Annotated in this window: 29 protein-coding genes; 15 read left to right on the top strand and 14 right to left on the bottom strand. The window is 72.5% G+C overall.

What is annotated here, in order from left to right; translation table 11 throughout:
* The first annotated feature begins 2 nt into the window (after positions 1-2).
* From ACFVX9_RS04995 to ACFVX9_RS04985, 3 genes are all read left to right on the top strand, one after another.
* Entirely contained in the window at positions 3-722 is a 720-nt protein-coding gene (locus ACFVX9_RS04995) for a 3-oxoacid CoA-transferase subunit B (protein WP_079135861.1), read from the top strand.
* 623 nt (positions 723-1,345) lie between these two features.
* Positions 1,346-3,445: a glycosyltransferase family 2 protein gene (locus ACFVX9_RS04990; RefSeq protein WP_387980405.1), complete on the top strand. Its 2,100-nt coding sequence runs from the start codon at positions 1,346-1,348 to the stop codon at positions 3,443-3,445.
* Between the two features lie 84 nt (positions 3,446-3,529).
* A complete protein-coding gene (locus tag ACFVX9_RS04985; protein ID WP_387980403.1) occupies positions 3,530-5,461 on the top strand; it encodes a galactose oxidase-like domain-containing protein in 1,932 nt (643 codons plus the stop codon).
* Between the two features lie 90 nt (positions 5,462-5,551).
* Here ACFVX9_RS04985 and ACFVX9_RS04980 read toward each other — a convergent pair whose 3' ends face one another.
* The 4 genes from ACFVX9_RS04980 to ACFVX9_RS04965 all read right to left on the bottom strand — a co-directional run bounded on the left by ACFVX9_RS04980 (position 5,552) and on the right by ACFVX9_RS04965 (position 9,784).
* Positions 5,552-6,649, bottom strand: coding sequence for a glycoside hydrolase family 6 protein (locus ACFVX9_RS04980; protein ID WP_380479650.1), 1,098 nt, complete (start codon positions 6,647-6,649; stop codon positions 5,552-5,554).
* A 196-nt stretch (positions 6,650-6,845) separates the two neighbouring features.
* A complete protein-coding gene (locus tag ACFVX9_RS04975) occupies positions 6,846-7,574 on the bottom strand; it encodes a uracil-DNA glycosylase (protein ID WP_244293451.1) in 729 nt (242 codons plus the stop codon).
* A 78-nt stretch (positions 7,575-7,652) separates the two neighbouring features.
* Positions 7,653-8,921, bottom strand: coding sequence for a low temperature requirement protein A (locus ACFVX9_RS04970; RefSeq protein WP_380479648.1), 1,269 nt, complete (start codon positions 8,919-8,921; stop codon positions 7,653-7,655).
* A gap of 83 nt (positions 8,922-9,004) precedes the next feature.
* Positions 9,005-9,784, bottom strand: a complete 780-nt coding sequence (locus ACFVX9_RS04965) for an HAD-IIA family hydrolase (RefSeq protein WP_063349252.1) — start codon at positions 9,782-9,784, stop codon at positions 9,005-9,007.
* Positions 9,785-10,299: 515 nt separating this feature from the next.
* Here ACFVX9_RS04965 and ACFVX9_RS04960 point away from each other — a divergent pair.
* The 3 genes from ACFVX9_RS04960 (at position 10,300) to ACFVX9_RS04950 (ending at position 13,009) form a co-directional block, all read left to right on the top strand.
* Entirely contained in the window at positions 10,300-10,734 is a 435-nt protein-coding gene (locus ACFVX9_RS04960) for a hypothetical protein (protein ID WP_380374569.1), read from the top strand.
* Positions 10,735-10,934: 200 nt separating this feature from the next.
* Complete coding sequence (locus ACFVX9_RS04955) at positions 10,935-11,786, top strand: hypothetical protein (RefSeq protein WP_380374571.1); 852 nt, start codon at positions 10,935-10,937, stop codon at positions 11,784-11,786.
* A 134-nt stretch (positions 11,787-11,920) separates the two neighbouring features.
* Positions 11,921-13,009 (top strand): Gfo/Idh/MocA family oxidoreductase, encoded by a 1,089-nt coding sequence (locus tag ACFVX9_RS04950; protein WP_380479646.1) that lies wholly within the window; start codon positions 11,921-11,923, stop codon positions 13,007-13,009.
* Between the two features lie 98 nt (positions 13,010-13,107).
* On the opposite strand, the gene ACFVX9_RS04945 is transcribed toward ACFVX9_RS04950, so the two are convergent.
* Together ACFVX9_RS04945 and ACFVX9_RS04940 are read right to left on the bottom strand one after the other, a co-directional pair.
* The gene (locus ACFVX9_RS04945) at positions 13,108-13,530 is read right to left on the bottom strand and encodes a type II toxin-antitoxin system VapC family toxin (protein WP_380479644.1); all 423 of its coding nucleotides are present in this window, start codon (positions 13,528-13,530) and stop codon (positions 13,108-13,110) included.
* Positions 13,523-13,807 (bottom strand): type II toxin-antitoxin system Phd/YefM family antitoxin, encoded by a 285-nt coding sequence (locus ACFVX9_RS04940; protein WP_371518778.1) that lies wholly within the window; start codon positions 13,805-13,807, stop codon positions 13,523-13,525. The genes ACFVX9_RS04945 and ACFVX9_RS04940 overlap by 8 nt, the downstream gene beginning before the upstream one ends.
* A gap of 194 nt (positions 13,808-14,001) precedes the next feature.
* On the opposite strand from ACFVX9_RS04940, the gene ACFVX9_RS04935 reads away from it, so the two are divergent.
* Both ACFVX9_RS04935 and ACFVX9_RS04930 read left to right on the top strand, forming a co-directional pair.
* Positions 14,002-14,295, top strand: a complete 294-nt coding sequence (locus ACFVX9_RS04935) for a DUF6412 domain-containing protein (RefSeq protein ID WP_063349248.1) — start codon at positions 14,002-14,004, stop codon at positions 14,293-14,295.
* An 81-nt stretch (positions 14,296-14,376) separates the two neighbouring features.
* Positions 14,377-15,072 (top strand): YidC/Oxa1 family membrane protein insertase, encoded by a 696-nt coding sequence (locus tag ACFVX9_RS04930; RefSeq protein ID WP_380374575.1) that lies wholly within the window; start codon positions 14,377-14,379, stop codon positions 15,070-15,072.
* A gap of 69 nt (positions 15,073-15,141) precedes the next feature.
* On the opposite strand, the gene ACFVX9_RS04925 is transcribed toward ACFVX9_RS04930, so the two are convergent.
* Positions 15,142-15,828 carry an HAD family hydrolase gene (locus tag ACFVX9_RS04925; RefSeq protein WP_380479641.1) on the bottom strand — a complete coding sequence of 229 codons (687 nt, stop codon included), beginning with the start codon at positions 15,826-15,828 and terminating at the stop codon, positions 15,142-15,144.
* A gap of 29 nt (positions 15,829-15,857) precedes the next feature.
* Positions 15,858-16,448 (bottom strand): NUDIX hydrolase, encoded by a 591-nt coding sequence (locus tag ACFVX9_RS04920; protein WP_063351380.1) that lies wholly within the window; start codon positions 16,446-16,448, stop codon positions 15,858-15,860.
* 261 nt (positions 16,449-16,709) lie between these two features.
* Between ACFVX9_RS04920 and ACFVX9_RS04915 the strand changes: the two genes are divergently transcribed.
* A complete protein-coding gene (locus ACFVX9_RS04915) occupies positions 16,710-17,477 on the top strand; it encodes a CDP-alcohol phosphatidyltransferase family protein (RefSeq protein ID WP_380335084.1) in 768 nt (255 codons plus the stop codon).
* A gap of 71 nt (positions 17,478-17,548) precedes the next feature.
* Here ACFVX9_RS04915 and ACFVX9_RS04910 read toward each other — a convergent pair whose 3' ends face one another.
* On the bottom strand, positions 17,549-17,902 hold the full coding sequence (locus ACFVX9_RS04910) for an ArsR/SmtB family transcription factor (protein ID WP_380479638.1): 354 nt from the start codon (positions 17,900-17,902) through the stop codon (positions 17,549-17,551).
* A gap of 142 nt (positions 17,903-18,044) precedes the next feature.
* Here ACFVX9_RS04910 and ACFVX9_RS04905 point away from each other — a divergent pair, with 142 nt between their 5' ends.
* A complete protein-coding gene (locus tag ACFVX9_RS04905; protein WP_380479636.1) occupies positions 18,045-19,034 on the top strand; it encodes a zinc-binding alcohol dehydrogenase family protein in 990 nt (329 codons plus the stop codon).
* Positions 19,035-19,155: 121 nt separating this feature from the next.
* On the opposite strand, the gene ACFVX9_RS04900 is transcribed toward ACFVX9_RS04905, so the two are convergent.
* The 5 genes from ACFVX9_RS04900 to ACFVX9_RS04880 all read right to left on the bottom strand — a co-directional run bounded on the left by ACFVX9_RS04900 (position 19,156) and on the right by ACFVX9_RS04880 (position 23,746).
* Positions 19,156-19,986 (bottom strand): putative adhesin, encoded by an 831-nt coding sequence (locus ACFVX9_RS04900; protein ID WP_380479634.1) that lies wholly within the window; start codon positions 19,984-19,986, stop codon positions 19,156-19,158.
* Between the two features lie 137 nt (positions 19,987-20,123).
* On the bottom strand, positions 20,124-21,317 hold the full coding sequence (locus ACFVX9_RS04895) for a PQQ-binding-like beta-propeller repeat protein (protein WP_380479632.1): 1,194 nt from the start codon (positions 21,315-21,317) through the stop codon (positions 20,124-20,126).
* Between the two features lie 177 nt (positions 21,318-21,494).
* Complete coding sequence (locus ACFVX9_RS04890) at positions 21,495-22,625, bottom strand: methyltransferase domain-containing protein (protein ID WP_380374584.1); 1,131 nt, start codon at positions 22,623-22,625, stop codon at positions 21,495-21,497.
* 492 nt (positions 22,626-23,117) lie between these two features.
* Positions 23,118-23,375, bottom strand: a complete 258-nt coding sequence (locus ACFVX9_RS04885) for a hypothetical protein (protein WP_371518753.1) — start codon at positions 23,373-23,375, stop codon at positions 23,118-23,120.
* Positions 23,372-23,746 carry an ATP-binding protein gene (locus ACFVX9_RS04880; RefSeq protein WP_380374586.1) on the bottom strand — a complete coding sequence of 125 codons (375 nt, stop codon included), beginning with the start codon at positions 23,744-23,746 and terminating at the stop codon, positions 23,372-23,374. Before ACFVX9_RS04880 ends, ACFVX9_RS04885 begins: the two co-directional genes overlap by 4 nt.
* A gap of 178 nt (positions 23,747-23,924) precedes the next feature.
* On the opposite strand from ACFVX9_RS04880, the gene ACFVX9_RS04875 reads away from it, so the two are divergent.
* From ACFVX9_RS04875 to ACFVX9_RS04855, 5 genes are all read left to right on the top strand, one after another.
* Positions 23,925-24,776, top strand: coding sequence for a helix-turn-helix domain-containing protein (locus ACFVX9_RS04875; protein ID WP_380374588.1), 852 nt, complete (start codon positions 23,925-23,927; stop codon positions 24,774-24,776).
* Between the two features lie 3 nt (positions 24,777-24,779).
* Entirely contained in the window at positions 24,780-24,965 is a 186-nt protein-coding gene (locus ACFVX9_RS04870) for a DUF397 domain-containing protein (protein ID WP_380374590.1), read from the top strand.
* Positions 24,966-24,991: 26 nt separating this feature from the next.
* Complete coding sequence (locus ACFVX9_RS04865; protein WP_380479630.1) at positions 24,992-25,189, top strand: DUF397 domain-containing protein; 198 nt, start codon at positions 24,992-24,994, stop codon at positions 25,187-25,189.
* 13 nt (positions 25,190-25,202) lie between these two features.
* Complete coding sequence (locus tag ACFVX9_RS04860) at positions 25,203-25,388, top strand: DUF397 domain-containing protein (protein ID WP_380374593.1); 186 nt, start codon at positions 25,203-25,205, stop codon at positions 25,386-25,388.
* 258 nt (positions 25,389-25,646) lie between these two features.
* Positions 25,647-26,051: a hypothetical protein gene (locus ACFVX9_RS04855; RefSeq protein WP_380374594.1), complete on the top strand. Its 405-nt coding sequence runs from the start codon at positions 25,647-25,649 to the stop codon at positions 26,049-26,051.
* Positions 26,052-26,156 lie beyond the last annotated feature (105 nt).

The raw sequence follows: 26,156 nt of genomic DNA, 5'->3' as shown, positions 1-26,156 counted from the left end.
CGATGTCCACCCCGACCAGCACCCGGTCCCCCGCGCCCACCCCGCAGACCGCCCACCGGCCGCAGGCCGTCCGCCACCCGCAGCCCGGCCTCGACCCGCGCAACGCCCTGGCCGCCCGAGCCGCCCGCGAACTGCGCGACGGCCAGTACGTGAACCTGGGCATCGGCCTGCCCACCCTGATCCCCAGTCACCTCCCGCCGGGCGTCGAGGTGGTGCTGCACTCGGAGAACGGCATCCTGGGCGTGGGCCCGTACCCGGTCGAGGGCACGGAGCACGCCGATCTGATCAACGCCGGGAAGGAAACGGTGACGGTCGCCCCCGGCGCCTCGTACTTCGACTCCGCCTTCTCCTTCGGCATGATCCGGGCCGGCCGGATCGACGTCTCGGTGCTCGGCGCCATGCAGGTCTCGGCTGCCGGCGACCTCGCCAACTGGATGATCCCCGGCAAGATGGTCAAGGGCATGGGCGGCGCGATGGACCTCGTGCACGGGGCCCGTCGACTGATCGTGGTCATGGAGCACACCGCCCGGGACGGCTCCCCGAAGATCGTCGAGGAGCTCTCACTTCCCGCCACCGGCCGAGGAGTTGTCAACCGGATCGTGACCGATCTGGCCGTGATCGACGTGACGCCGGACGGGCTGCGGGTGGTGGAGACGGCCCCGGGCACGGGGTTCGCGGACGTCCAGGCCGCGACGGGCGCCGCCCTCCTTCCACCGCTCTGACCGGGCCGGGTCGACCGGACCGGCCAGCACCAACCGGACCGGACACACCGACCCCGCCCCGCAGCAGCGGCCGGGCCTCCCGTCGGGGAGGTCCGGCCGTTCGCTTTGCCTCCGCGGCGCCGCTGCCGTCGCCCCGTCCGCCGAATTCGCTGCATTAGCACCACTGCGGTGCGGATTGGCCGGGAACCGTAGGATCTTCATGCTTGCGCGGTGATCATTTCCCAGACCGGTTGCGATCACGGTTGCCCTCCGGGAGAGTTGGGGGCGCCGTGGATCCCGCGTGCCCGGAGGGGAAGCCGGGAGCGTGCCGGGATCCGCATTCGAAGTCCCCGCAGGCGCGCAATGAATTCCGCTCGCAAACGCCCACCGGCGCAAGCAGAAGCATGACGCGAATGACGGCCCGAAAACCGCTTGGAAACAACGGCGGTCCACCGGGCGGTGTTTCACGGGGACGACTTTCGAGGCAAGAGGCAAGGCGAAGCAAAGCTCCGGGGGGAGCGGACCAGCCCCGCCGAACGCGGCCGGCCAGGCGCGCCACGGGACGGCGGATCGCATACCCCCGGTCTGAACACGCACCAACGGGCCCGCCGCCACGGCCGGGCCCCGGCCGGGGGGAGCAGACGATGACCACGCCGTTCGCGCGACAGAAGGACGCCGGGACGGCCCGCGGGCGAGGCGCCGGGCGGCGGCTCGACGACGACCTGGCCGCCGTTCCCGTACCCGAAGCCCCGTACGACTACGGTCACTTCAGCCGGCTGGCCGGCCCGGCGCACGACCCGGACGAGGAGGACGACCTCGGTGGCGGCGTCTACCGGCCCGAGCCCGCCCACCACGGAGCCCCGCCGTCACCCTGGCACGCGCACCAGGCCGTACAAGAGACCGTGCACCAGGCCACGCACGAGGCCACCGCCCCCTACCGCGTCCAGTACCGCAGCCTGCTGCGCCGCGAGCCGCACCGGATCCGCGCCGCCCTGCTGATGGTGGCGGCCCCGCTGGTGGAGGTGGTGCTGCTGGTGTGGCTGCTGCTGCCGGAGCACTGGCCGGAGCGCCCCGGCGAGACGCACACCCTGGTGCTGCTGGGCGACCAGGTGATGATCGGGATCATCGCCGTGGTCGAGGTGTTCCGGCTGGTCAACGTCGTGTCCAACACCCACGCCACGCTCGTCGCCCGCGATCCGATACCGGTGACGCCGGAGTCCGGCACCCGGGTCGCGTTCGTCACCGCCTGCGTGCCGGGCAAGGAGCCGGCGGAGATGGTGCGGACCACGCTGGTCGCGGCCCGCGCCGTCCGGCACGACGGCCCGTACGACGTCTGGCTGTTGGACGAGGGAAACGATCCTGCGATGCAGGCGCTCTGCACCGAGCTGGGCGTCCGCCACTTCAGCCGCTTCGGCCGCCCGTACTGGAACCAGCCCAAGGGCCGGTTCCGCACCGGCACCAAGCACGGCAACTACAACGCCTGGTTGCAGGCGCACGGCGACGACTACGACTTCTGGGTCTCGGTGGACACCGACCACGTCCCGCTGCCGGACTTCTGCGAGCGGATGCTCGGCTACTTCCGCGACCCCGACGTGGCATTCGTGGTCGGACCCCAGGTGTACGGGAACTACCGCAGCTCGGGATCGGCCGTCACCAAATTCTCCGAGAGCCAGCAGTACCTCTTCCACGCACTCATCCAGCGCGCCGGAAACCGTTACGGCGCGCCCATGTTCGTCGGCACCAACAACGCCGTCAGAATCCGTGCACTCCAGTCGATCGGCGGGTTGTACGACTCCATCACGGAGGATATGGCGACCGGCCTGGAGTTCCACCGGAGCCGGAACGCCGAGACCGGTGAACGCTGGAAATCCGTGTACACCCCGGACGTGCTCGCGGTCGGCGAGGGCCCGTCCTCCTGGACCGACTTCTTCTCCCAGCAGCTGCGCTGGAGCCGCGGCACCTACGAGACCCTGCTCACCCAGTACTGGCGGGTGCTCTGGCGGCTGTCGCCCGGGCGGCTGCTCAACTACTCGCTGATGGTGGGCTTCTACCCGATGGCGGCGCTCACCTGGCTGCTCGGCGGTCTGTCCAGCGTGCTCTACCTGGTGTTCGGCGCCTCGGGGGTCCACGTGTCCTCCGAGATCTGGATGATGCTGTACAGCGACGCCGCCGCGCTCCAACTGCTGCTCTACACCTGGAACCGCAAGCACAACGTGAGCCCGCACGAGCCGGCCGGCTCCTCCGGGGTCGCGGGCATGCTGATGTCCGCGCTCTGCGGCCCGGTCTACGCGGCCTCGCTGGTGCAGGCGCTGCTGCGGCGGCGCAGCCGCTTCGTGGTGACGCCGAAGGGCCGTTCGGCCAGCGCGGACCGGGTGAGCACCTTCCGCTTCCACCTGTTCTGGACGCTGGTGTTCGGCGGCGCGATAGCGGCCTCCTTCTTCACCGGCTACGACCACGTCGCGATGCGCACCTGGGCCTGGATCGCCCTGGTCCTGACCGTGCTGCCGATCCTGGTGCTGGCCGGCGACGCCGTCCGCCGCCGGCGCACCCGGCCCACGGCCACGCTCACCGTCACCGGCGGTCCGGCGGCGACCCCTAGGGTCGTCCTGGAGAAGCGCCGCCCCCGGCACGCCCGCGATCCCCGGCACGGCCGGGCCGCACCGGTCGCCCCGGCCGCGCCGGCCGCGCCGCCGGGCGTCCCCGCGGCACCCGACCGGGCGGAGCACACCACCACCACCCGCTGAAGCCGCCCGACCCGCCAGCACACCCGAACCGCCAGCCACCCCGAACCTCACGAGCTCCCGAACCTCACGAGGGGACCAACCACCGTGAAGATCCACAAGACCGGCCGGACCAAGCGCTTCGCCCTCGGCAGCACCGTCGCGCTGACCGTCGCCGGGATGAACGCGCCCGCCGTCCTCGGCTTCGCCGGCCAGCAGTACCACCAGTACGTGATCAACCGCCCCGACTACAAGGCGGAGTACGGCCACTGGCAGACTCTCACGCTCCCCGCCGAGTTCCGGGTCAACGCCGTCCACGCCACGCTGCTGCGCACCGGCAAGGTCCTCATCGTGGCCGGCTCCGGCAACGACGAGAAGCGCTTCGACGCGGGCAGCTTCCGCAGCCTGCTCTGGGACCCGGCCGCGAACACCTACAAGCTGATACCCACCCCGGCCGACATGTTCTGCGGCGGCCACGCCTCGCTGCCGGACGGCCGCGTCCTGGTGGCCGGCGGCACCCAGCGGTACGAGAAGCTGGCGGGCGTGGTGAAGAGGGCGGCCGGCGTCATGCGGGTGCGCAACGAGAGCCCCGAGCGCGCCAGGACGTTCCCCAAGGGCACCGTCTTCGTCGGCCCGAACGGACGCGAGTACGCCTCCACCGTGCCGGTGACCGTCCCGGCCGCGGTGAAGACGGGCGCCGGCAAGCAGGCCGTCGTCACCGCCGGCGAGCAGCACGTGTTCGTCGAGGCGGTCGGCGAGGGCGCCGACTACGTCACCGACTCCCCCGCCCAGTACCGGATCAAGGGCCTGGCCGGGGTCGACGCCCACAACCTGTACGGGCAGAGCACGAAGCTGACCCTGGACAAGCAGGAGTACCAGGGCATCCGCTCCGCGTTCGAGTTCAACCCGGACACCGAGCTGTACGAGCAGGTCACCGACATGGCGTACGCCCGCTGGTACCCGACGCTCACCGGGCTGGGGGACGGACGGGTGGTCACCGTCTCGGGCCTGGACGACACCGGGGAGATCCTCAACGGCAACGACAACGAGATCTACGACCCGAAGAACAAGACCTGGTCCAAGGGCCCGGACCGCTACTTCCCGACCTACCCGTCGATCTTCCTGACCGCCTCCGGCAAGCTCTTCTACTCGGGCTCCAACGGCGGCTACGGCCCGGCCGACAAGGGCCGCGACCCCGGGGTGTGGGACCTGTCGAACAACGGCTTCCAGCCCGTCCCCGGCCTGCGCGACCCCGCCCTCACCGAGACCTCGTCCTCGGTGCTGCTGCCGCCCGCGCAGGCCCAGAAGGTGATGGTGCTCGGCGGCGGGGGCGTCGGTGAATCACCGCTGTCCACCGCCCGCACCGACATCGTCGACCTCTCCGCCGCCAAGCCCGCCTTCACCCCGGGCCCGGACCTGCCGGCCGGCGGCACCCGCTACCTGAACAGCGTGATCCTCCCGGACGACACCGTGTTCACCACCGGCGGCTCCAGCGGCTACCGGGGCCGGGGCGCCAGCGACCTGCTCAAGGCGCAGGTGTACCACCCGGACACCAACAGCTTCAGCACCGCCGCCGAGCCCGCCGTCGGCCGCAACTACCACTCCGAGGCACTGCTGCTGCCGGACGGCCGGGTGGCCGTGCTCGGTTCCAACCCGCTGTTCGCGGACAAGGCCGAGACCACGCCGGGCGGCTTCGAGCAGCGCATCGAGATCTACACCCCGCCGTACCTGTTCCACGGCGACCGCCCACAGGTGGCCGCCGCGCCGGAGGCCGCGAAGCTCGGCACCACCGTGCGGATCGGCACCGCCCGGCCGGACGCGGTCGCCACCGCCAAGCTGATCCGGCCGAGTTCGGTCACCCACGTGACCGACGTCGAACAGCGGTCGGTGGCCCTGGACATCAGCGGTCGCACGGCCGACGGGGTCTCGCTCACGCTCCCCGCCAACCCCAACCTGCTGCCTCCCGGCTGGTACATGCTGTTCCTGACCGACGCCGCCGGCACCCCGTCGGTCGCGCGCTGGATCCAGGTGACCGGCTGAACGACACCGGGTGCGTCACGGCCTGGTACGGACCCGCGCCGGTGCGGACCCGCACTGGTGCGTCACGGCACTGGCGCGGACCAGCCCCCCTCAGCGGGCGGCCTGCGCCAGGCCGAGCGCGTACGGCAGCCAGAACTCGCCCGCCCGGGGCTCGCCGCGCCCGCACTCGCCGTCCGACTCCCCCGGGTTCTTGATCCACAGGTAGGCGTCGACCCCGGCCCGGCCGGTGTCGGCGGTCGGCCGCTCACCGAGCGCGCGGCCGGGCGGGTTGCACCAGGCGTCGCCGCCGAGCGGGCCGTTGCCGTTGCGGCTGGTGTCGATGACGAAGTGCTTCCCGCCCAGGGCGGCGGAGAGCTGGCCGCCGTAGGCCGTGTTGCGGCCGGTGTCGTAGAAGTTGGCGACGTTCACCGCGAAGCCGTCCGCCGCCGCGATCCCCGACTTGCGCAGCGCGGTGGACAGTTCGGCCGGGTCCTGCGACCAGCCGGGGTTGCCCGCGTCCAGGTAGACCCGCACCTGCGGACGCTTCTTCAGCTCCTGCACGGCGAAGGCCAGCAGGCCGTACCGCTCGGCGGCCAGGTCGCCCTTGATCCCGCAGCTGTCCAGGGTGTGCGCGACGGCGTCCGGCTCCAGCACCACCCAGGCCTTGCGGTCGCCGAGGGCCTCCGCGACACCGCTGATCCAGGCCCGGTAGGAGGCGGCGTCGGCGGCGCCGCCGGCCGAGTACAGGCCGCAGTCGCGGTGCGGGATGTTGTAGGCGACGAAGACCGCCGTCCGGTCCGCCTCGGCGGCCCGGCGGCTGACCTGTTCGGCGATCTCCTTGGCGCCCTGCTCGCCGAGCCACTGCGAGGAGGGCTGAGTGGCGATCCGCAGCAGCGTGTCGGCCTCCGTCGGCCGGCCCTGGCCGCGCAGGGCGGTCACCTGCCGGGCGGCGTTGGTCTGGCCGGAGACGTAGAAGGCCTGGCCGGGGAGCTGGGCGAGGCTCGCGGGGCCGGTGCCCGGGTTCGCGGCGGAGGCGGTGGGCGCGGCTGTGGGTACGGCGGCGGTCCCGCCGGCCGCGGCACCGGCCGATGCGCCGCCGCCCGGGCCGCCGGGTGATCCCTTGGCCGATCCGGCGGTCGAACCGCTACAGCCCGCGGCCCCCGCCAACAGCACGACCAGGGCCGCCCCCACGGCCCGTCGGATTGCCACTACCCGTCCCACCCGGCGCACGTACCGCCCCTCCCCCCAGAGCCGGTCCGGCGACCGGTCGGCACCAGCTAAGCACACCGGCCACCGCCCGCCCGCGACGGGCGGTGAACGCCGGGTGGCCATGAGCGGGCGGACGGGCGACCCCGCCCGCCCGGACCACCCCTCACCCAACTCCCGGGCGCTCAGCCCCAGGTGCTCAGCCCTGCTTCAGGTTGGGCACCTGCCAGTCGATCGGCTCGCCGCCGAAGCCGTCCAGCGCCGTGTCGATCTGCGAGAACGGGCGGCTGCCGAAGAACAGCTTGGCCGACAGCGGCGACGGGTGAGCCCCCTGCACGACCACGTGCTTGGACGTGTCGATCAGCGGCAGCTTCTTCTTCGCGTAGTTGCCCCACAGCACGAAGACCACCGGCTCCTCGCGCTCGCTCACCGCCTTGATCACGGCGTCGGTGAACTTCTCCCAGCCCTTCGCCTTGTGCGAGTTGGCCTCGTGCGCGCGCACCGTGAGCACCGCGTTGAGCAGCAGGACGCCCTGCTCGGCCCAGTGCATCAGGTAGCCGTTGTCCGGGGCGGGGATGCCGAGGTCGGCGTCCAGCTCCTTGAAGATGTTGCGCAGCGAGGGCGGCGTCCTGGTGCCGGGCAGCACCGAGAAGCTCATGCCGTGGGCCTGGCCGTCGTCGTGGTACGGGTCCTGCCCGAGGACCAGCACCCGGACCTTCTCGTACGGCGTGGCCTCCAGCGCGGCGAACTCCTGGCCGCTCGGCGGGAACACCTGGTGCTGCGCGCGCTCGGCCGCCACGAAGGCCGCCAGCTCGGCGAAGTACGGCTTCTCCGTCTCGGCGCCCAGCACCGGGCGCCAGGACTCGGGCAGCTCCAGCCCGCCGCCCTCGCCGGCCTCCACCACGCCCGCCTCGACCGTGTCCGTCACGACATCTACCTCCCACACCGCGGCTGTTGTGCCGCACGCCCTCTTTCACCCCGAACGCTACACAGCCCCACCGACAACTCACTCCGCCGAAGCCGCAGAAGGCGCAGAAGGCAGCGCGGACCCACCAGGCAGCGGGGCCCCAGCGGGAACTACAGGCAGCGCCGACCCCGAGGGAGCCACCGGCGCGGGGTCCGAACCGGCCGCCCGCACCACCCGGACGTGCTCCACCACGTTGAGCGCCACCAGCAGCACCGCCAGTGCCACCAGCACCGCCAGCGCCGGCAGCCGCACCACCGCCGGCGCCAGCCCCAGCACCACCGCCGCCGCACCGAGCCGGGTCGTCGCCACCTTGCGGAACATCATCCAGCGGGTGTACCCGAAGGTCAGCAGGTACAGCCCGCACCCGCCGTACAGCAGCGCCACCGACCCCGGGCCGAGCGCCTGCCACGGGTCCGCGACGGTCTCCCCGAAGCCGACCGCCACCCCGATCACCCCGGCGGCCAGCGCCAGGTGCCCGTACTGGAAGATCCGCCGGACGACGTCCCGCCGGGAGTCGGCGACCTCGACGGCGTACCGCATGGCGTCCGCCGCGTACACGAAGTACTGCCACCACAGCCCCGCCGAGATGGTGAACGCGGCGGCCACGGCGGCGAGTTCGGCCACGTCCAGCCGGGCGCCGGCCGCCGTCCCGCCGATGCCGACGATCGACTCGCCGAGCGCCACCAGCAGGAACAGCGCGAACCGCTCCGGCATGTGCGAGGGGTGGTACGCCACCGCCGCCAGCCGCCGCCGGAACACCAGCGGCGCGGCCAGGTCGCAGAGCGCTGCCGCCGCCCACAGGGCCAGCCGCGGCCCGTCCGGCAACAGCCCGCCCACGACCAGCAGCGGCCCGCTGACCAGCACGCCGGCGCCGTACGGGCCGCGCCAGACGCCCGGCAGGCGGATCAGCAGGAGCAGCAGCACCAGCCGGGCCAGCCAGTACGCGGCGCCGAGCAGCACGCCCCGCCCGCCGTACGCGCCCGGGACGGCGAGCGCCATGAACAGGCCGGCCAGCCCGACCGCCAGGATGCCGAGGCGGTCCCGCAGGTTGTCCACGTCCCTGATGTTGGCCTGCACGGTGGTGCCCACCCAGCACCAGTACACCGGCACGAACACCACCAGCGCCCGGACCAGCCCGGTGGCGTCGTGGTGGTGGTGCAGCAGCCCGGAGACCTGGGTGATCGCGAAGACGAAGACCAGGTCGAAGTAGAGCTCGGCCCAGGTGACCCGCTTCTCGTCGGCCTCCCCGCCGACGCCCCCGGCACCCCGCCGTGCCTCCGGCAGCCCCGCATCCCCCGTCGCACTCATTGCGCCGTTGCCTCCCCACAGGTACGAAACGGGCCCCGCCCCGGCGACCGACCGGAACGGGGCCCACGACAGCACCGCAGAGGCTAGACCAGCTCGACCAGGTCCGCGATCGACTTGACCACCCGGGTCGGCCGGTACGGGAAGCGCTCGACGTCGGCGGCGGCGGTCAGGCCGGTGAGCACCAGGATGGTCTCCATGCCGGCCTCCATGCCCGCGACGATGTCGGTGTCCATCCGGTCGCCGATCATCACGGCGGTCTCGGAGTGGGCCCCGGCGGTGTTCAGCGCCTCGCGCATCATCAGCGGGTTGGGCTTGCCGACGAAGTACGGCTCGACGCCGGTCGCCTTGGTGATCAGGGCCGCGACCGAGCCGGTGGCCGGCAGCACGCCCTCGGGGGACGGGCCGGTCTCGTCGGGGTTGGTGCAGATGAACCGGGCGCCCTGGTTGATCAGGCGGATCGCCTTGGTGAGCGCCTCGAAGCTGTAGGTGCGGGTCTCGCCGAGGACGACGTAGTCCGGGTTGTTGTCGGTCAGCACGTAACCGGCCTGGTACAGCGCGGTGGTGAGCCCCGCCTCGCCGATCACGTAGGCGGTGCCGCCCGGGCGCTGGCCCTTGAGGAACTTGGCGGTGGCCAGGGCGGAGGTCCAGATGCACTCCTCCGGCACCTCCAGGCCCATCCCGGCCAGGCGGGCGCTGAGGTCGCGCGGGGTGTAGATGGAGTTGTTGGTGAGGACCAGGAACGGCTTGCCGGACTCCCGCAGCCTGCGCAGGAACTCCTTCGCGCCGGGAATGGGCGTGCCCTCGTGGATGAGGACGCCGTCCATGTCGGTCAGCCAGGACTCGATGGGCTTGCGGTCTGCCACGTAGGTGTCTCCTTGGTCTTGCAACGGTTCTGAACGATTTCGCACATCGCTCCGGACCGGACACCCTCGGCCGGCCGGGCGCCACTGGCTGCCCCAACACGGACCAGCCTAGAGCCTGCCTCCTCGGGCCGACCGGGGCGGCCCCGGACGGGAACGGCCACGGCACGCCTGCGGCAACGCATCCGCGTGCACCACTTCCGCCCGGGCACGGCCGCGGTGCGAATGGAGGCAGTCGGCCGGTGGGCGGGTTCGTCCGCGCAAACGCGCTACGCCGATGAGGGGACCACCGGGCGGTTCGTACCGGATCTTCCCGTGCGCTCCTGACCAGCGAAGTCGCACAGGAAGTCGGACAGTTCCGGTCCGGCTTTCGGCACGTCGGCGCGATGATCGAAGGGACAGGCGGGCCGCTCGGTGTTCTTGTTCTGGTGAGAGCCGGTTCGGCTCTCGTCACCGTGGCATCCGTGTTCGGCTGTGCTGCCGGACGCGTGAGCCCATCCTTCCCAGAACAGGGCCCCATGAAGATCCATCGCATAGCCGTCGCAGCTCTTGCCGTCGGCACCTTGCTGGCCGGAGGCACGGCTGCGGCCGTGGCCAACACCTCGACGAACACACCGAGTTCAGCATCGACCAGTCAGACCCGCAGGGACGCCGTGGCCTGCGCGGTCGCCACCGTCTCCTCGTCGGTCGCCGCCTCCAACGCCTCCACCGCGGCAGCCGCGGCGCAGGCCGACGCCGCGTCGGCCGCCGCCGCCCTCAAGACCTTCATCGCGGCGACCCAAGCCGTGCCACCCAACGCCGCCGCCGAGGCCGCAGCCGCCACCAGCGCCAGCGCCGCCGAGGCCGCCGCGGTCACCTCCTCCGCCGCTGCCGCCACCGCGGCCGCCACCGCTGCCACCGCCAGCGCCGCCGCCGTGAAGGCCTGCGCCGTTGCGGTGACCCCCACCGCCTGAGACGGACGCGCGGCATCGCTCGGCCGCCGGGTCAGGCCGTGGCGCGAAGCCTCTACGGCCTGACCCGGCTTGGCCCGGCTTGCTCTCGCGAGCCGCGCCCGTACCCGTGCCCGCAGCAGCCGCCGCCGCAGCCGCAGCCGCTGCCGCAGCGGGCACGGCACCACGAACACGGGGGTCTCCATCAACCCGAAGGGAACATCATGCGACGCATCCGCACCATCCCGGTCCTCGCCAGTTCCGTCGTCCTGACCGCCGTGCTGGCCGCACTGGCCCCCACCTCCGCACAGGCGGCCGTGGCCTGCAACGAGACGGCGCTGGTCGCGGCGATCAACGCCGCCAACAGCGCCGGCGGGGGCAACGTCGTCCTCGCGACCGGCTGCGTCTACACCATCACCTCGTCGCACAGCAGTGACACCGACGGCGCGAACGCGCTGCCGATCATCACCACCGCCATCACCCTGACCGGTGACAACGACACCATCACGCGCTCGACGACGGCCGGTACGGCCGGCTTCCGCATCGTCAAGGTGGCCGCGGGCGCCAGCCTCACCCTCAAGGGCAACGTCACCCTCAGCAACGGCTCCGCCGTCACCGACGGCGGCGGCATCCTCAACTACGGCGCGGTGACCCTCACGGCCAGCGCACTGACCGGCAACACCGCCCAGGGCAGGGGCGGCGGCCTGGCCAACGAGGACGTCGGCGCCCCCCAGAAGGGGGCGGTGGCGACCTTCACGAACAGCACTGTGGCCAGGAACAGCGCCACCGGCCAGGGCGGCGGGATCTACAACGGCCTGCGCGGGTCGCTCACCACCACCAGCAGTTTCATCGACGCGGGCAACAGCTCCGGATCCCAGGGCGGCGGCATCGCCGCCATCGACTCCACCTCCACCACGCTGACCAGCACCCAGATCAGCGCCAACCAGGCCGTCATGACGGCCGGCGGCATCTACCGGCAGAACGGCACCATGACACTCACCACGACACCGGTCAGTGGAAACACCCCCGACAACTGCGTCGGCAGCTCCCCCTCGGTACCCGGCTGCGTCGGCTGATCCGTCAACTGCCCTGAGGCGCCTTGCCCCCATGCCGTCCGACGAGCGAGGACGCGAACCGACGTCCGCCCCGCCTCCCGGCTCCGCCACTGCGAAACCGGGAGCAAGCGGGCGCCTCGTGATTGAGTGGTCGCATGAGCGCCTCGACCCCCTCGTCCTCCCCGGACCGCCCGTTCCGCGTCGGCCTGATCGGCTACGGCCTGGCCGGCTCCGCCTTCCACGCCCCGCTCATCGCCACCACGCCGGGGCTGCGGTTGGACGCCGTGGTCACCGCCAGCCCCGAGCGCCGCGAGCAACTGCGCCGCGAGCACCCCGGCGCCCGCGCCGTCGACACCCCCGAGCAGCTGCTCGCCGACCCGGACGCGCTCGACCTCGTCGTCGTCGCCTCGCCCAACCGCACCCACGCCCCGCTCGCCCGCGCCGCCCTGCGCGCCGGGCTGGCCACCGTCGTCGACAAGCCGCTGGCCGGCACCGCCGCCGAGGCGCTGGAGCTGTGCCAGCTCGCCGAGGCCCGGGGCACCCTGCTCTCCGTGTTCCAGAACCGGCGCTGGGACGGCGACTTCCTGACCGCCGCCCGGCTGGTCCGGGGCGGCGCGCTCGGCCGGGTGCACCGCTTCGAGTCCCGCTTCGAGCGGTTCCGCCCGAAGCCCAAGCCCGGCTGGCGCGAGCTCGCCGACCCGGCGGAGGTCGGCGGCACGCTGTACGACCTGGGCAGCCACCTGGTGGACCAGGCACTGACGCTGTTCGGCCCGGTGGAGACGGTGTACGCGGAGGTCGACGTGCGCCGGGACGGCGCGGTCGTCGACGACGACGCCTTCCTCGCCCTCACGCACGCCTCCGGCACCCGCTCGCACCTGTGGACCAGCGCCATCACCCCGCTGATCGGCCCCCGGCTGCGGGTGCTCGGCGACGCCGCCGGGTACGTCAAGCCCGGCATGGACCCGCAGGAGGCGCAGCTGCGGGCCGGGCACCGACCGGACGGCGCCCGCCCGTGGGGTGCCGACCAGCCCTCGCAGTACGGCACCCTCGGCACCGACGAGTCCTCGATCGCACTGCCCACCGAACCGGGCGACTACCCCGCCTTCTACGCGGGCATCGCCGCCGCCCTGGCCTCCCCGGGCACCCCGCCCCCGGTCGACCCGCGCGACGCGGTGGCCACCCTGGCCGTCCTGGAGGCCGCCCGGGCCTCCGCCGCCACGGGCACCACGGTCCGCCTGGGCTGAGCGGCTGCCGGGCCTGCCGCCCCCTCAATTTCACTTCTAAGCTGCTTAGATGATCGACCGAAGGGGCGGCAGGCCACCAGCGCGAAGAGCGGCGGCCGTCACACCCCGATGACCTCCACCGCCGAGCCCAGGCCCCGGAAGTCCGCGACGTTGCGCGTGTACAGCGGCAGGCCGTGGGCCGAGGCCACGGCCGCGATCATCAGGTCGATCCGGCGCGGGCGCGGCTGCCGCCCGGCCGCGATGGTGAGGGTGACCAGCGTGCCGTAGCGGGAGGCCGCCGCCGCGTCGAAGGGCAGCGGGTCGAAGTCGGCCATCGCCGCGCCCAGCACCTCCAGCCGGGCGGCCCGGCTGACCGCGTCGCGGGCCATCGACACACCCTGTTGCAGCTCCGCGAAGGTGATCGCGGTCAGCTCCGGCACGGCCGGCAGGCTCGCCGGGGAGAGCAGGGCCAGATCGATGTAGACACAGGTGTCGAGCACCCCGGCCGGCCGCCGCCGGACTGCCCGTCTGCGCTCAGCCACGCCGCCGCTCGAACGGGTCGTCGCCCTCGTCGCCCACCAGCTCCTCCGGCCCGAGGTACTCCTCGGCCTCCTTGCGCATCTGCTGGTAGTCCACCCGCGGCAGCTTCACGTGCCGCGCCACCAGCTCCTCCGCCGTGAGCCGCCGCCGTCCGGACACCGGTCGCAGCTCCGCGACCTCGACCCCGTTCCTGGTGATGTGGAAGGTCTCCCCGGCCTCCACCGCATCCATCACCGCGGCGGAGTTGTTCCGGAACTCCCGCTGGGTAATCGTCTTCATCCCTCCACGGTAGCCCCGTGTAGCACCTGCGGCTACGCCCCTGCACCGCTTCGCGAAGCACCCCGGCGCGGCGGGTGCGCCACGGGAATTCCGCGCCGGGCGGGAACTCGGCGGGCTCGGCGATCGTCCTGAACGTCTGAAGTCCCCCGAGTCCGTGGGGCCCCAAGCCCGTCACGTCGAAGGAGGAGCAGCGCATGACCGTCGTCGCGATGCTCCTCGGGCTGCTCCGGGTGCTGACCGGGGAGCTGGTGACCGAGGGCGGGACGGTCGCGTCGGTGGCGGCGGTCGCCGCCGTGGCGCTGCTGGCCGGTGCGGTCGCGGGCACGCTGGCGGGGGCGCGGCTGCTGGGCGCGCGGGCGCCCACGGCGGTGCGCAGCGGGGTGCTGCGGCGGCGCGCGTTCCGTACGGCCTTCCTCCCGCAGCGCGATCCCGATGCCCGGGGCAGGCGACGCCCGAGGGCGCCGGGTGCGGCCCCGGCGGCCGCGTAGCTTCGTCGTCTTCCGCCGTTCCACGCGGCCGTCCTCCGTCGACCACTCGTTTTCCGAGACCCCCGGAGGGCTCGCTCCACCATGTCCGTTCTCGCTGTTCTCGACCCGGCCGTCGCCGTCGCCCATGCCGGCGTCGCCGCGCTGGCCCAGGTACTGCCGACCGCGCTGGCGATCGTCCTGTTCACCGTCGCCGTCCGGCTGGCGTTGCATCCCTTCGCGCGCGCGGCGGCGCGGGGGGAGAAGTCGCGGGCGCGGCTGGCGCCGAAGGTCGCCGAGGTGAACCGGAGGTTCAAGGACCGCCCGGAGAAGCTGCGGGAGGCGCTCGCCGAGCTGTACCGGGAGGAACGGGCCTCGCCGTTCGCGGGGTGCCTGCCGATGCTGGTGCAGATCCCGTTCTTCTCGGTGATGTACCGCCTGTTCACCACCCCGAACGGCCTGCTGGACCACACCCTGTTCGGCGTGCCGCTCGGCCTGCACGTCGGGAGTGCGCACGGCGCCGGGCAGTTGGCGGTGTTCGGCCTGCTGTACGCCGGGCTGGCGGCGGTCGGGTACGTCAACTTCCGCCGGGCCAGGCGGGCGGCGGCCGCGCAGCCGACCCCCCAGCCGGGGGCGGGGCTGCTGCCTTACCTGTCCTTCGGGTCGGTGCTGTTCGCGATGCTGGTGCCGGTGGCCGCGGCGCTCCACCTGGTGACGACGAGCACGTGGACGGCCGCGGAGCGGGCCTGGCTGCATCGGGGTGGCGCACCGGCGCCGACGGCGGCGGCGCTCGCGCTGTGAGCCTCGCGCTGTGAACACCGCCGCCGAACCCGCCGATCTCGCCGAGGCCGCCGACCCCGCCGGCCTGCGTCAGAAGTGCCGCAGCAGTTCGGGGAAGGCCGCCAGTTGCAGGGTCGCCTCGTCGGGGCCGAGGTCCTGGTGTTCCAGGACCCAGGTGTGCTCGTGCGGGATGAAGACCGTGCGCAGGCCGGCCCGGCGGGCCGGGGCGATGTCGGACTTGGGCGAGTTGCCGATCATCCAGGTCCGGTCGGGGTCGAGGCCGAGCTCGGCGCCGAGCCGCCGGTAGGTGTCCGCCGACTTCTCGGCCACGATGTGGACGCCGCGGAAGTGGTGGTCGATCGTGGAGGCCGTCACCTTGCGCCGCTGCTCGTCGAGGTCGCCCTTGGTGAGCAGCAGCAGGTGGTGGCGTCCGGCGAGGTCGGCGAGGGTGTCGGCGACGCCGGGGATCAGCTCGATCTCGCGGCTGCTGAGCGGAGCGAGGAGGCCGTCGATCCGGGCTTCTTCGGCCGGGGTGGGGGTGCGGTCGCCGTTCAGCCGCCGCAGGCAGTCGGCGAGGCTCTGCCGGAACACGGCGGCGCCGTAGCCGAGGGCGGCGGAGTTGGCGGCTTCGATCTCGTCGAGGACGGCCCTGGCGCGGTCGCGGTCGGCCGGGGTGGCGACCCAGTCCAGGAAGCCGTCGATGACGCGCTCGAAGAGGACGTTGTTCTCCCAGAGCGTGTCGTCGGCGTCGAAGATGAGGGTCTGGTCGGTGTGCATCCGGGTGTGCTCCAGCGGGGTTCGGAAGGTCAGGCGGGGGCGTCGAGCAGGCGGCCGGCCCGGTCGAGCGTCTCGCGGAGGTTCTCCTCGGTGGTCCGCTGCCGGGCCTCGGCGATGGTGAGCCACTCCAGCGGGGCGGCGGGGTTCTCCGGCCGCGCCCGCTCCGGGGTGCCGGTGGCCAGCAGGAAGCGCAGGTCGGCGTGTTCGTGGGCCGGTTCGGCGGGCGAGGCCGGGACGGGCACGACGGCGAGGTGGACGAGGGCGAGGTGGACGAGGGCGGCGTCGGGCCACGGGGTGAGGTCGGTGAGCCCGGTCTCCTCCAGGCCTTCGCGCAGCGCGATGTCCAGCGGCCGGGTCTCCCCCGGGTCGCCGTGGCCGCCGACCTGGAGCCAGGCCTGCTGGCGGACGTGCCAGCGCAGGAGGACGCGCCGGGTCGGCGGGTGGACGATCAGCGCGGAGGCGGTGAAGTGCAGCGGCGTCCCGCGGTCCCAGGCGTCGGCGGCCCCGGTGAGGTGGCGGACGCGCTCGTGGTCGGCGGTCTCCGTCGGGCCCTGCGGCCGGTGGCCGGCCAGCAGTTCGGTCAGGCCCGGGCTGTGCGCCGCGCCGCCTGTGGTCACCATGATCAGCACTCCTCGTTGCGCTCCGGACCACGTCAACGTCAACCGGCTTGCGGGGGCGGGTGATCGGGGCCGGGGCTTCCGGTTCCGGCGAACCCGCGCAGCCTAGCCCCGGGGCACTCCGGCGGCCCACCGGTTTTCCTCCCGAGGCCGCCCGGCAGCCGGCTCCCCCCTCTCCGGACGGCCACGAAGGGCCGGTCGGGGCAGCGCCCGGGAGGCCGTAGCCTGTGGTGATCGTTTCGGGACAGGTGGAGGGATGTCGTCATGGTGGCTGCTCCGGCGCTCGCGGACTTGCGCGAGGTGTGCCAGCCGCAGGCCAAGCTGCAGAGCCGCAACGGTGAGCACTGGGCGGGACGGCTGTACATGCGCCGCATCTCGCTGCGCACGACCCGGCAGTTGGTGCGCACCTCGGTGTCGCCGAACACCCTCACCTGGGTGATGGTGGTCTGCGGGGTCGGCGGCGGGGCGGCCCTGCTGATACCCGGTCTGACCGGCGCCGTGCTGGCGGCGGTGCTGTTCCAGCTGTTCCTGCTCTTCGACTGCGTCGACGGCGAAGTGGCGCGCTGGAAGCGCCAGTTCAGCATGGCCGGGGTCTACGTGGACCGGCTCGGCGCCTATCTGGCGGACGCAGCGCTGATGATCGGCGCGGGCGTGCGGGCGGCCCGGGGCGGGTCGGAGCTGTGGGTGTCGGTGGGCCTGGCGGCCGCGCTGGGCGTGGTGCTGCTCAAGGCCTCGACGGACCTGGTGGACGTGGCCCGGGCCCGCAGCGGGCAGGCCCCGGCGGACGAGGAGTCCACCCAGCCGCGCTCGCAGGGCATCGCGACCGCGCGCCGGCTCGCCTCGGTGTTCAAGATCCACCGGGTGACGAACGGCATCGAGGCCTCCCTGGTGCTGCTCGCGGCGGCCGCGGTGGACGCGGCGCTCGGCAACCTGGACGCGACGCGGGCGGCGGTCGCGGGGATCGCGGTGATCACCTGGGGCATGGTGGTGGCGCACCTGGCGTCGATCCTGTCCTCCTCGCGCCTGCGCTGACGGGCGACGTGGGGCCCGCCGAGGCGGCCCCCACGCTCACGCCGCCCGCGCCGTCCGCACCAAGGCACACCTCAGAGTTGCGACTCCGACCCACCGTCGGTCTGAGCGTGGGCGGCAAGGATGGTGTCGAGGAGGCCCGGGAAGCGCTGCTCCAGGTCGACGGCGCGCAGGGCGGAGAACTTGCGGTTGGCCTCCTCGCGCTGGTGGATCAGGCCGGACTCGCGCAGCACCTTGAAGTGGTGGCTGAGGGTGGAGGGGGCGACGTCCACCGGGAAGGTGCCGCAGGCCCGCTCGGGTTCGGCGCGCAGGATGCGCACGATGGTCATCCGGGTGGGGTCGGAGAGCGCGTGCAGGACGTCGAGCAGGTCGATCTCCCCGGTCGCGGGGTGGGCGAGCGCCGGTCGGCGCCGGGCGCTTCGGGGCATGATCCGACCTCTCTGATCTGCGTTTGACCTGCGTCCGATCCGCGCTTGATCTGCGATGTTCGACAATCGTCGAAACTGCGTGGTACCACTACCTCGCGTCAATTTCGTCGTTCGTCGAACATCGTAGCCGAGGGGGACCGACATGCGCGCACTGGTGATGACCGCACCCGGTGGGGCCGAGCACACGGAGATCCGGGAGGTCGAGGCCCCGAGCCCCGGCCCCGGCCAGGTGGCGGTCGACGTCGCCTACGCCGGGCTGAACTTCGTCGACGTGATGGGCCGCCGGGGCGACGCCGGCTACGTCACCGCCTGGCCCTACCGGCCGGGCAAGGAGGTGGCCGGCACCGTCCGGGCGGTCGGCGAGGGCGTCACCGGACTGGCGGTGGGCGACCGGGTGGCGGCCGCGCCCGTCGGCGGCGGCCTGGCCGAGGTGGTGCTCGCCGAGGCCGCGCTCACCGTGCCCGTCCCGGACGGGCTGGCGCTGCGCGAGGCCGCCGCCGCCCCGCTGGGCCTGGCCACCGCCGTGCTGCTGCTCACCGACGCCGGCCGGCTCGCCGCCGGGGACACCGTCCTGGTGCACTCGGCCGGCGGCGGGATCGGCCACGCCGTCGCCCAACTGGTCCCGCTGATCGGGGGCGGCGGCCGGCTGATCGGCACGGTGGGCCGACCGGAGAAGGCGGCGGCCGCCGTCGCCTCCGGCTACCACCACGCCTTCGCCCGCGACGAGGCGCTGCCCGAGGCCGTCCGGGCCGCGACCGGGGGCCGGGGCGTCGACCTCGTGCTGGACCCGCTGGGCACCGAGGCCCTGGAGCTCGACCTCGAACTCACCGCACCCGGCGGCCGGATCGTCCTCTTCGGCAACGCGGGCGGCGGCGCCGTCGCCGACCTGCCGCCGCTCGGCCGTCTGATGGCCGGGAACCTCACCGTCACCGGCTTCAGCCACCGCGCCCTGGCCGCAACCGCCCCCGAGCGGCTGGCCCGCGCCATCCGCACGGTCCTCGACCTGCTCGCCGGCGGTGACCTCACACTGCCGGTCACCGAAGTCCCCGGCCTGGCCGCCGTCCCCGCCGCGCACGATGCCATGGCGGAGGGTCGGGCCACCGGCAAGTACGTGGTGCGCGTGGCCGGTTGAGCCCTGCTCGGGGCGGCGTCCCTTGCGCAGGAAGTCGGGTGGGCCGACTTCCTGCGCGGAGCGCGGAGCGCGGAGCCCGGAGCCCGGAGCCCGGAGCCCGGAGCGTTGGAGGCCGGGCGGGTCAGGGGTTGTAGAGGCCGCCGGCCTCGCCGGGGTCGCCGGGGCCGTTGTAGCCCTGAGGACGGCCCTGGTTGCGCGTCCCGGGCCTGTTGGTCTCGACGAAGCGGCAGGCCGCGAAGTGCACGTCCCCCATGCCGGGCCGCAGGATGTCGCTCAGCAGCACGTCGCCGTCGAAGACGATCGAGCGGCCCGCGAGTTGGGGGTCGGTCAGCGTGGCGACGTTGATGACGGCGGCGGCCGGCGTCCCCGGGTCGAGTTCGACGTCGTACCCGCCGCCCACCGGGGTGGCGATCGCCGGGTTCCCCCGGATGGTGAGGCCGCTGGGGTAGGAGATGGTGTAGTTCTGCAGGCTCCGCCCGCCCACCACGGTGCGCGTGGCGCCACGGTCCTGCCCCTGTTCCACGCTGCCGCCCCGGTTGGCGCCGTTCTCCACCTGCCCGCCCAGGTCGTCGGGGAGGACCATCCCGTGCTGCGTGTAGAAGTGCACCCTCGTCCCCGCGGGCACCCGGAAGGTGCCGTTCGCGGCCTCCCAGGCGCCGTGACCGCTGAGCACGAGACCGTCCGTACGCGCGGGCGCGGTGTTGTCGGCCTCCCAGTCGTCGTCCGGGTTCTGGTGATTGATCATGGGCCGGTTCTGGTCGGCCGCGCGCTGGATCCCGGTCGCGCGGAGCATCTGCACGACGGCCGCGTTGCCGTGGCTGCTCTGGAGGCCGAGCAGCGACTGGGCGGCGGCCTGCGCCCGGTTCGGGTTCCTGGTCGCCGGCTCCGAAGTGCGGGCCGGCGTGCAGGCCTTGCCAGCGGCGACACCCTTGGTCCTGTCGTGGGCGTGCATCGTCCCCCTCTCGACTCGAAAGCTCACTCTCCTGGATATCGGTGGCGTCGGCCTGGGCGCCAGGTCCGTACGGGCAGTGCCCGCTGCCTGAAGGCGCACCGCGCGGTGCCCTGCCGCGCCGAGACCTCGCGCGGTGGTCAGGCCGCGGGTATGCCCGCCGCGTAGAGGCCTGCCCGGCTGCCGCGGTAGGCGACGCCGCCGAAGGCCGTCAGCGAGAGCCCGGTGTACTCGGTGCCGAACTTGGCCGGATCGTCCTGCCATTGAAGCCGGCCGGTGGCGAGGTCGAGGGTGTGCAGCCGACCGTCGTTCAGCGCCACGTAGACCCGGCCGTCGGCGACGGCCATGGTGCTCATGCCCCGGCCCAGGCCGTCCGGCACCGAGGAGGTCCACCGGCTGCGGCCCGTACTCGCCTCCACGGCGACGACCCGGTCGTTGTCGAGGAGGCAGAGCGTCCCGTCGGCGACCGGGGCGGGCCGGACACCGGGGTGGCCGAGATCGTCACGCTGCCAGAGCACCCGGCCGGTCGCCGCGTCCAGGGCGGAGACGGTCGAGGCGGCACCGGTCGAGGCATAGGCGGTCGAAGTGGCGCCGGTCGGGGCGGGGGCAGCGGAAGTGGACAGGTAGAGGACGCCCTCGTGGACCACGGGCCGGTCGACGAGCTTGCCGACGGCGGGCTGCTCCCAGCGCCGCTCACAGGTCTTCGCGTCGAGGGCGGAGATCCCGCCTGCGGGGGCGGCGAGGTACACGGTGCCGCCCGCGACCGCCGGCCCGCAGGCGGCCTCCAGCGGGCCGGCCCACCGGGCCTCGCCGGTCGCCGCGTCGTAGGAGTGGACGCGGCCGTCGCAGGTCACGAACACGTCCCCGCTGACGGTGGGGCCGTCCGTCCATCCGGACAGGTAGCCCCCCGGCGCGGGCACGGCCCATCGGACGGCTCCGGACGCGGCGTCCAGGGCGTGGACGTGGGAGTCGGTGGTCACGCAGACCAGTCCGTCGCCTGCGGCGATCGGCCAGCCGAAGTTGCTGTCGGCGGGATTGTGCGAGGTGACCTTGGCGCTCCAGCGCGGGGTGCCGGTCCGCAGGTCGAGGGCGCTGACCGTGCCGTCGAAGTCCGCGACGTAGAGGTCGGGCTGCGGGGTGGCCGACAGGGCGACCCGGCTGCCGGTACCGGTCCGGCTCCAGACGCGGTGGCCGGTGTCGGCGTCCCGCCGCGCCCACCAGCCGATGCCCCCGACGGTGACGGCGGCCGCCGCCACGCCGGCGACGCCCAGCAGCATGCGCCTGCGGCTGACGTGGGGGCGGACGGGATCGGTCTGCGATTCGTTCGAGGTCACACCGAAGGTGACCGTCTGCGCCCGCCGCCGGTTCCACCGCGCGGGCGAGCTTCACAGAAGGCGCCGAAACGGGTGGCCAGGACGCGGCCGGGATTCTGAAGGTCGCGCGCAGGAAGTCGGACCGGCCGACTTCTTGCGCGGGGGCTCAGGTCAGGCGCCTGGGGGTTCGCGGCCGGGTCAGACGATCAGGTTGCCGGGCTCGTCGAGCCACACGTGCTGTTCGCCGGTCGGCGTCATCGTCACGCCGAAGCGGGTGAGGTCCGGTTCGCCGTCGGCGAGCCATGCTCGGCGGGCGCGGACGATCTCGTCCCACAGGCGGCGGGGCCCGGCCTGCTGGACTGCGTCGGCGGCGCCCCAGTCGTGGTGGCGGACGGACGCCCAGGAGCCGGCGCCGTCGGAGAGCCGCATGCGATAGGTGCCGCCAGGGTCTGTGTCGTCCCAGGTGTGGTGATACCGAACGCCAGGCACCCGGAGGCCGATGGCGAACGCCACGTCCACGTTCTCCAACGCCAGCTCCGGGTCGATCGGCGACGAGCCCCGGTGGATCGGCCGGTCGGTCGGTTCGGTCACCGGGTGGGGACGCTGGCTGCGGACCCACATGAAGCTGACGTTGTCCACGAACCTGCCGTGGGAGGGCTCCCCCGGACCGCCGACCACCAGGCGCAGGAGTCCGGCGTTGGCGTAGGGCGTGCCCCAGGGGGTGACGATCACCCCGCCGGGGCGGGTCTGTTCGAGCCAGGCACGCGGCAGTCGGCGGACCGCCGCCGTGGAATGGACGCGATCGTAAGGCGCCCGGAGGGGCTGGCCTTCGAGGCCGTCGCCAGTCGAGCAACTGGGCTGGAGGCCTGCTGCGGTGAGTCGTCGGGCCGCTGCGGCAGCGACCGCTCGATCGACCTCGACGGTGGTCACGTGGGCGTCGCCGAGCCTGGCGGAGAGGAGCGCGCTCGTCCATCCGGTGCCGGTGCCGATGTCGAGCACGGTGTTCCCGTCGACCACGTCCAGGTGCCGGAGCATTCTCGCGACGAGGGACGGCATGGAGGCCGAGGAGGTGGCGATGCCCGGCCCGGTATCCAGGCCGCCATCGATCTGGGTGACCACCACCTCGTCGGCGTTCACCAGCGCCCACCAGGTGTCCGGGTGGTCGGCCCGGTTGATCCGGCCGTAGCCGGTCGGGCTGTCGCCGTCCGGGGCCCAGACGGCGTCCGGGACGAAGGAAGAGCGCGGGGCGCGCTCGAACGCGCCCCGCCACCCCTCGCCCAGCGCCCCCGCCGATTCCATCCGGGTCAGTAACTGTGCGTAGTCGTCCATCAGTTGGCGCTCACTTCTTCGGCGGCTTCACGGGCTTGGTCCACTGGCCGTCGGACTCCTTCGGGGACTGCTTCTTGTCCCCGTCCTCGCCACCCTTGCCGTCTCCGTGCTCGCCCATTCCGGCTCCTCTCGATCGGTGCCGGTCACTAGGGTGCCGGCAAGGTCCTGTCCGGCACGGTAGAGGCCCGACCCTGCCGGTGTGCGCCGCATTTCTCCGCATTTCTCCTGTGCGCGGCGAGGCTTCCGCAGGTTTCTCAGGTGGCTGCCAGTGCCAGCGCCGAGCGCGCACGGGCGATCAGCCGGTGTGCCGCGGGGCCGTACACCGCAGCATCGTGCAGCTTGCCCCCGTCGGAACCGCGAAGTGCCGTGCGGCATCGCAGGCTTGGCACTCGGCAAGCACTGCGGGGGTGACCGTGCGGGCGTGGAGGTGACGGGCGCGGGTTTCGCAGAGGGCGCCGAGGAGGGAGGCCAGGAGGTTGAAGGTCAGGAGGCCTAGCATCGGCGGCGGTCCCGCTCACGCTTGTACTCGCGGAGGAGGGCGAGGAGGTTGATGAGGGTGCTCGCCGGGATGTTGCCGAGGGAGACGAGGGCGCGGCCGTCGAGGTTGGTCTCGCCGGCCTGGGCGGAGGGCCAGAGGAGCCCGAACTCGCGACCCTCGGTCCGGAGTTCGACGATGAGTCCGGTGATCTGGCGGGCCGTGAGGTGGCGCAGCGCCGGATCGGCCGGGTGGATGGGGTGGTGGGCGATCACGCGACACCGTCCAACTCGAACCAAACGATTTTGCCCAGCTTCAGGGGGTCGACGCCCCAGCGGTGGGTGAGGCCGGCGACCAGCTGGAGGCCCCGGCCGGACTCGGCGAGCGGGCACGGCGTTCGCTGCTCGGGGAGGGCGGAGGAGCGGTCCGCGACGGTGACGCGGAGGGTGTTGGAGAGGGGGTTGGAGAGGAAGTGGATGAGGACGACGGGGGAGGTCGTCTCGCCGTGACGCCAGGCGTTGACGATCAGTTCGACGAGGGCGAGCTCGGCGTCCGCGATGGAGGAGGACGACCAGCCGACGCGGGTCATGCCGTCGCGGAGGGTGTCGCGAGCGAGGGTGAGGGAGGGGGAGTTGAGGTTACGCACAGGGATCTCCCGGAGAGGTGAAGGGGAAATGCCGAGCGGGCCACTGACGCCCGGCTCGGTGATCGGTGCGTCACCGACTGTAGAGCTGGTGGTACATGTATCGGTACTTCTACCCCGTTCTTCACTCGATCGATGGATTGCTGGACCCTTCGCGGGATCGCGATGGATGCTTGGGGGCATGCCACCACGAACCACCCCGTCAGCCAGGCAGGAACGAGTAGGCACCGAGCTGCGGAAGATGCGCGACTGCGCGGGCCGCACAACTGCCGAAGCCGCCGCGCTGTTCGGATTCGCCCGACCGAAGATCACGCAGATCGAGAAGGGGCAGTACCCGATCAGCGCCGAGCGGGTACGCATGCTCGCCTGCGACTACGAGGAGGGCGATCACGCCTTCGTGGAAGCGCTCGCGGCCATGGCCGAGGAACGCCACAAGGGTTGGTGGGAGGACTACCGAGGGGCCGTGCCGCCTGGCTTCCTCAACATCGCCGAGATGGAGTACTTCGCCAGGGGAATGCTCACCTATCAGATCTCGCACATTCCTGGCGCTATGCAGACAGAGGAGTACGGGAGAGCGATCTTCAAGGACGTCTACCCGACGCTTCCGCCTCGGCTCCTCGAAGCACGTGTCGAGCACCGACTTCAGCGCTCGGCACTACTGATGAGCGAAGGTGCTCAACCGTACTCTGCGCTGGTTCACGAAGCCGCCCTGCGCATGCTGTTCGGTGGCCGCGATGCCGCAAAGAACCAGCTGGACAAGCTGCTTGAGTACTCAGAACTTCCCCACGTGGCGCTTCGCGTGATCACCTTCAGCACCAATGGGTTCATTGGTGCTGGCCAAGGCATCTTCTACGCGAAGGGGCCAGTTCCCCGCCTGGACACCGTCCAGCTCGACGCAGTTGGCGGCCCGGCGTTCCTACATGAGCAGAAGCACTTGGAGAACTACCGCCACATCATTGACACGATGGCCGAGCGGTCTCTCACCGAGAGCCAGTCTCGTGATGCCATCAGGCTTATCAAGAAAGAGATCTAAGCCATGAAGACCCTCCACTGGAAGCGCCCCAAGGCCTGCGCAGACGGCAACTCCTGCCCTGAGGTGGCCATAGGTCCCGATGTCGTACACATCCGCAGCACTCTTCTGCCCGACGCCATCGCCCAACTCACCCCCACCGAATGGCGCGACCTCGCCTCCGCCATCCGCGCCGGAGAGTTTGACCTGTAGCGCGCCGAACAGAGGCAATCCGCACGATGAAAGACCTGATCTGGAAACGCCCCACGGCTTGTGGAGACGGCAACAACTGTCCCGAGGTGGCCGTCACCTCCGATGCCGTCTATGTCCGCAGCAACCTCCGGCCCGACGCCATCGCCCAACTCACCACCGACGAATGGCACAACCTCCTCTCCGCCATCCGTGCCGGCAATTTCGACCGGCAGGCCCGAACCTAGGAAGGCCAGCACAATGAAGGATCTGATCTGGCAGCGTCCTGAGTCTTGCGGCGACGGTGCGAGCTGCCCGGAGGTAGCCGTCACCTCCGAAGCCATCTACATCCGCAGCAGCCTGCTCCCCGACGCCATCGCCCAACTCACCCCCGCCGAATGGCGCGACCTCGTCTCCGCCATCCGCGCCGGCGAGTTCGACGTCTGATCCACCGCACAGGGCGGGCCGTTCGTCGAACGGCCCGCCCTGGCCGTCCCCTTGAGCCCCCTCCGCCCCTACTAACCCAGCAGTCCGATAACCCCATATTCACAAGACGGCCTGATCCCACCGCTCCCCAACCACCCCCGTACGACCATCGGTTTGCCGCCGAGGAGGGCCGGGGTAGTGCCGAGGAGTTCGCACTCCCACGGACCTCAAGTCCGGTGCGGGCACTGATGTTTAGACATTGCGAAGGGATCGATATCCATGAACAGGACCCTCCGGAACGCCCTCGTGGCAGTCGCCGCCGTCGGCGCCCTCGGCGTCGCCGCTGCCGCTCCCGCCATGGCCGCAGACACCACGCCGGCCCAGCCGACGGCCCGGGTGCAGGCGCAGCTCAGCAACCCGAAGACGGTCAAGGCCGACGACTTCAACAAGGCCCGCGACATCCTGATCAAGGCGGGCAGCAAGACCGCCGAGAAGACCCACCCGTCCCACGGCGTCAAGGACGTCCCCGTCTCCTACGGCACGAGCCTGCTCGCCGAGGCCCGCGACGAGTTCCGCGCGACGGACAAGAACCTGCCCGAAAAGGACAAGCAGTCCGGCATGTCCCACGCCCACTACAAGGCCGTCCACGACGCGGCCAAGAAGATGGGCATCGACACCTGGTAACCCCGCCCGGGGCCCCTCGGGGGCTTCCCCCCCCCCCCGGGGCCCCCCCCCCCCCCCGCAGGCCCACGGGCGCGACGCCGAGGCCGTGCGCGAGTACCAGGAGAC

Source organism: Kitasatospora sp. NPDC058243 (genome assembly GCF_042882025.1).
Classification (GTDB): Bacteria; Actinomycetota; Actinomycetes; order Streptomycetales; family Streptomycetaceae; genus Kitasatospora.
Note: the sequence above shows the minus strand (reverse complement) of the source record. Positions and strands in the feature narration are given on the sequence as shown.